The organism is Neobacillus drentensis (assembly GCF_036966985.1).
Taxonomy (GTDB): domain Bacteria; phylum Bacillota; class Bacilli; order Bacillales; family Cytobacillaceae; genus Neobacillus; species Neobacillus drentensis_E.
On record NZ_JBALSN010000192.1, the window covers coordinates 1 to 4,509 of the forward strand.

Sequence of the window (4,509 nt, forward strand, 5' to 3'; positions counted from 1 at the left end):
TTTTTTAATATTGTAAAATAAGAAATATCAGAATACATTTTCATTTGTAATGTAATCGCTGCCATACGAAATTTGCCTTGAAATATAATATACACAATGATTCAATTAAGGATGGAAATAATCAAGAGTGGTTTGAGCAAAATAATGTTGTACTACTCAAAAAATGCCAAACCAGTGTTGTTATATAAAAGGAGCGGTAACGATATGTCAAAAATTATTGCAATTAATGCGGGGAGTTCTTCCTTAAAGTTTCAATTGTTTGAAATGCCAAGTGAAGATGTTATTACAAAAGGATTAATCGAAAGAATCGGTTTAAATGATTCGATTTTTAATATAACGGTTAAAGGTGAAAAAATTCAAGAAATAATTGATATTCCTGATCATGAAGTCGCTGTAAAAATGCTTTTAGATAAATTAACGACTTTAGGAATTATTAAATCACTTGATGAGATTGTTGGAATTGGACACCGTGTTGTTCATGGTGGAGAAACATTTACCGATTCTGTACTGATCACTGACCAAGTGTTAAATAAAATTGAAGAATTATCTGAACTTGCGCCATTGCATAACCCAGCCAATCTAACAGGAATCAAGGCTTTCATGAGCGTACTTCCTAATGTTCCAGCAGTAGCTGTATTTGATACGGCATTCCACCAAACGATGCCACAAAGCTCTTATCTATACAGCTTACCAATGGAGTATTACGAAAAGTATGGTATTCGTAAGTATGGTTTCCATGGAACTTCTCATAAATATGTTTCACAACGTGCAGCAGAACTTCTAGGGCGACCTGTTGAACAATTACGTCTAATTTCTTGTCATTTAGGAAATGGTGCAAGTATTGCAGCAATTGAAGGTGGAATGTCAATTGACACATCCATGGGCTTTACACCACTTGCCGGGGTGACCATGGGTACTCGTTCAGGTAATATTGACCCAGCATTGATCCCATATATTATGGAAAAAACCAATAAAACGGCTGAGGAAGTACTTGATGTACTTAATAAAAAGAGTGGTATGCTGGCCATGTCCGGTTTCTCAAGTGATTTACGTGATATTGAAATTGAAGCGAAAAAAGGCAATGAGCGTGCGAAGCTTGCTTTGGATGTGTTTGCTAACCGGATTCATAAATACATCGGTTCTTATGCTTCACGAATGAATGGTGTCGATGCTATTATTTTCACAGCAGGAATTGGGGAAAATAGTGACACAATTAGGGAAAATGTTTTAAGAGGTCTAGAATTTATGGGTGTTTATTGGGATCCAGCTCTTAACAAAGTAAGAGGCGAAGAAGCATTTGTTAACTATCCACACTCACCAGTAAAAGTATTAATCATCCCAACAAACGAAGAAGTAATGATTGCCCGCGACGTTGTACGTCTTGGTGACATTCATTAATCGATAATATTTAAAAGGCAAAAGCTAGGGCATAGCTTTTGCCTTTTGTCTTTTTATCCAGGTAATTCTTTATGATATACTGGAAAAAGAAAGCCTTGCCGTGAGGGGGAATCAACCATGCCATTAACAGACCGTGAAGTAATTGTCTTGAGTGAAATACAGGATTGGGAAAGAAATTTATTTGAATTCGAGCCGAATGATTTCCAATTAACCTATGAAAAATTTCTGCAACAATCATTCTCATTACTGCCTGATAAGGTTCAAAGCCAATTCTTTTCAGTGATCGATAGCTGGCTGTTTCATTTACATAGCATGATCCAAGGCTCTCAGTTGCAAATGGATGCAAAGGATAGAATTCTTTCATCAGGGCGAATCTTTCATAATGATCTAGAAAAAATTGAAGATCTAAAAAAATTAAGCATTGAACAATTACAATATATTGCTGAGCAGCAAATTGCCCGTCATCGTCTTTATTCCTTTGCGCAAGGGGGATTAGCTGGGACTGGTGGTCCACTGCTATTAAGCACAGATATACCAGCGATAGCAGTGATTAATTTAAGGGTTGTCCAATTAATTGCGATGACTTACGGGGTGGAAGTTAATACCCCATTTGAAATGATGACCTCTCTGAAGGTCTTTCACACGGCTACATTACCCCCTAGACTGCAAGGAGCAGGCTGGAGCTCACTGATGGAAGAATTAGAGGTGCAGGAAGACTATTATTTTTATGAAGGAAATGAAGAAATAACTGATATCACCTGGCTTGAACAACCGGTTCAACAACTTATGAAAGCGCTGGTCATTGCGCTGTTTAGAAAAAAAACGATTCAAGGAATACCGCTAGTCAGCATGGCCATTGGTGCTGGTGCTAATTATCAGTTAACTAGAAAAGTAACGGATGTGGCTCATAAATATTATCAACTTCGTTACCTACGAGAAAAAAAGAGGAGTTAATGGGATGAGTACTCAAGAACATAAAAAGGCCGCACCTAGAATAGTTAATTGCAAAGTTATAACAGTTAGTGATACAAGAACTAAGGAAACAGATAAAAGTGGAAAGTTAATGATCGACTTACTCGAACATGCAGGTCACAAGATTGTTGATTACGTCATTGTAAAAGATGAAGCAGAGCCGATCCAAGATGAAATCGTTAAAGGATGTGCAAGGGAAGAAATTGATGTCATTTTAACAAATGGCGGAACGGGGATTGCCAAGCGGGACGTAACAATTGAAACGGTAGAAAAATTACTTGATAAAGAGATTGTCGGTTTTGGTGAAATATTTCGGATGTTGAGTTTTCAAGAAGATATTGGTTCTGCTGCCATTCTTTCAAGGGCCATAGCTGGTGTGGTAAAAAATAAAGCAGTATTCTCCACCCCGGGCTCTACAGGCGCCGTTAAGCTTGCAATGAATAAATTAATTCTGCCTGAACTAGGGCATGTAGTAAGAGAAATACAAAAAGACCTCTAAATAGAGAAAACTCCCTTTTTCGATGGAAAGGGAGTTTTCTATTGATGGACTTTTGTTGAAAGAACTTCGTTTGCTCGGTACCATAGCCATAAATCATTAATAATGGAAGCGAGTTCCGCAATTTCCGTGTTCAGTTGACATGAACGAGGAAAATTACTTTCATTGGAGAGAAGTGTTTGTTTCAAATTAATTTCGGTTTCAATTTCACTAATCCTGTCAGGAATAGAACCGCGGACTTGTTCCCAGTAAAAGAGAATCTTTTGTTGTGTTTCCTCGTTGTATTGGTCCCATTCCAAAGTTAATTCGGGCACTGGAATACCAAGACGATGATCAAAAGAAAAATATTCTTCCATACGATTGCCTCCAATCAGACTTACTACATTTTATTTTACTATACATTTATCACCCATTCACTACAAACCTATGTTTTTAAAATTTGTAAAGAAAGCACGAAGCTTAAAATCAGCTGCGTGCTTTTCGACTCTATCTTAGGCTATATCTTTTTCTGTGCGAACAACGAGAACGTCACAATGTGCATAACGAGTAATATGTTCAGAAACGCTGCCGATAAAAAACCTCTCGACAACGTTTAATCCAGTTGCACCGCAGATAATCAAATCTACTTTGTGTTTTTTAGCTAAATCTCTTGGGATACGTATTTTTGGAGAACCATAATCAATTTCATATTGCACTTTAGTTAATCCTGCATCCTCGGCTTGCTTTCGGTAACTTTCAAGCATATCTTTTGCCAACTTTTCTGCTCGATCTCCAATAACCGTGTCATAAGCCTCAATTAATGCAAATGTTCTAGTGTCAATAACGTGGACTAATAATAGGGTGGCATCATTTCTCTTGGCCATTTCAATTCCTTTTTTAAAAGCCCAATCAGCTTCTTTTGAACCATCAATAGCGACTAAAATATTTCTATATTTAAGTCCCATGATTAATCATCTCCTTAGTTAAATTATACATTATTTAACAAGGAATAACTGTTGCAACTTTTCGAACAATATAGAGGTGACCTTCAATGGAAAGGAGATTTGAATGATGGGAAAAAATGAACAAAACAAAAAGTTTGTATTTGAATTTAATGAGCATGGGACCAATGAAGTAAGCCAGCAAATTATGGATTCATATAATAGTGGATTTATTGGCGAAGGCACAGCAATTGCTGATAGTGCCGATTTTGCTGGAACCGAGAGCTAATTTTGTTGATGGTATGGAGGGGCTGTCCTAATATAGGATAGTCTTTTTTTGTGGACAAATGTCTTGGAATTTTTGAAATAAAGGGCAGATACCCAAGAATATGCATTTACATATGCATATTCTTTAATGTGTCTATTAATAAAATGAGGAGGAGAAACATGAGTACAGAAATGTATGGAGTGCCTAATAACGTAGATGTGAACTATAATGTGGTTGATCCTACAGATGAAAGAATTCGTCCAGGGTTTGGACATTTTGGTGGGTTTGGACATTTTGGTGGTTTCGGCCGACCAGGATTTGGATTCGGTGGTTTTGGCCGACCATTTGGCTTTGGCTTTGGTGTCCCATTCTTAACGGGGTTAGCAGCAGGTGCCTTATTAACCCCAGGTTGGGGATACGGGTATCCTTACTACCCACCATACCCATACCCATAC

Annotated in this window: 7 protein-coding genes; 5 read left to right on the forward strand and 2 right to left on the reverse strand. The window is 37.4% G+C overall.

All coding sequences use genetic code 11. The features are described from left to right. Positions 1 to 204: 204 nt before the first annotated feature. From V7659_RS13155 to V7659_RS13165, 3 genes are all read left to right on the forward strand, one after another. Entirely contained in the window at positions 205 to 1,398 is a 1,194-nt protein-coding gene (locus V7659_RS13155) for an acetate kinase (protein WP_335540370.1), read from the forward strand. Between the two features lie 117 nt (positions 1,399 to 1,515). Continuing rightward, on the forward strand, positions 1,516 to 2,352 hold the full coding sequence (locus V7659_RS13160) for an EcsC family protein (RefSeq protein ID WP_335540371.1): 837 nt from the start codon (positions 1,516 to 1,518) through the stop codon (positions 2,350 to 2,352). A gap of 4 nt (positions 2,353 to 2,356) precedes the next feature. Continuing rightward, positions 2,357 to 2,869 carry a MogA/MoaB family molybdenum cofactor biosynthesis protein gene (locus V7659_RS13165; RefSeq protein ID WP_335540372.1) on the forward strand — a complete coding sequence of 171 codons (513 nt, stop codon included), beginning with the start codon at positions 2,357 to 2,359 and terminating at the stop codon, positions 2,867 to 2,869. Between the two features lie 38 nt (positions 2,870 to 2,907). Here the strand turns inward: V7659_RS13165 and V7659_RS13170 are convergent, their stop codons facing one another. Together V7659_RS13170 and V7659_RS13175 are read right to left on the reverse strand one after the other, a co-directional pair. Further along, complete coding sequence (locus V7659_RS13170) at positions 2,908 to 3,222, reverse strand: hypothetical protein (protein ID WP_283875403.1); 315 nt, start codon at positions 3,220 to 3,222, stop codon at positions 2,908 to 2,910. Between the two features lie 135 nt (positions 3,223 to 3,357). Continuing rightward, positions 3,358 to 3,810: a universal stress protein gene (locus tag V7659_RS13175; protein WP_335540373.1), complete on the reverse strand. Its 453-nt coding sequence runs from the start codon at positions 3,808 to 3,810 to the stop codon at positions 3,358 to 3,360. A gap of 103 nt (positions 3,811 to 3,913) precedes the next feature. Between V7659_RS13175 and V7659_RS13180 the strand changes: the two genes are divergently transcribed. Together V7659_RS13180 and V7659_RS13185 are read left to right on the forward strand one after the other, a co-directional pair. Next, positions 3,914 to 4,075 carry a hypothetical protein gene (locus tag V7659_RS13180; RefSeq protein WP_186328582.1) on the forward strand — a complete coding sequence of 54 codons (162 nt, stop codon included), beginning with the start codon at positions 3,914 to 3,916 and terminating at the stop codon, positions 4,073 to 4,075. A 170-nt stretch (positions 4,076 to 4,245) separates the two neighbouring features. Next, positions 4,246 to 4,509: hypothetical protein (locus V7659_RS13185; protein WP_335540374.1), on the forward strand; the 264-nt coding region annotated here is incomplete at its 3' end.